Source organism: Neisseria sp. P0009.S007, assembly GCF_051962515.1.
The window spans coordinates 1-278 of record NZ_JBQCVF010001068.1; the positions used below are offsets into that span (position 1 = coordinate 1).

A 278-nucleotide genomic window follows, 5' to 3' on the forward strand; every position below is an offset into this window, starting at 1 on the left:
TGTATGTTGATGGTTGCTTCCGACCGTCTGTCTGCATTCGATGTGATTTTAGATGATCCGATTCCGGGTAAAGGAGAGATTCTGACGCAGATTTCCAATTTTTGGTTTAAAAAACTGGCTCATATCATGCCTAACCATTTTACTGGCCAAACGGTTTACGATGTTTTGCCTGAAAACGAAGCCAAAGCTTTGGAGAAACGCGCCGTCGTGGCTAAAAAACTCACTCCGGTGAAAGTGGAGGCTATTGTGCGCGGTTATCTGGCGGGCAGCGGTTGGAA

1 protein-coding gene is annotated in these 278 nt (G+C 46.4%); it reads left to right on the forward strand.

All coding sequences use genetic code 11. The annotated features are described in order from the left end of the window. Positions 1-3 precede the first annotated feature (3 nt). A partial coding sequence (locus tag ACTHS3_RS17770; protein ID WP_440368741.1) for a phosphoribosylaminoimidazolesuccinocarboxamide synthase occupies positions 4-278 on the forward strand: 275 nt, incomplete at its 3' end.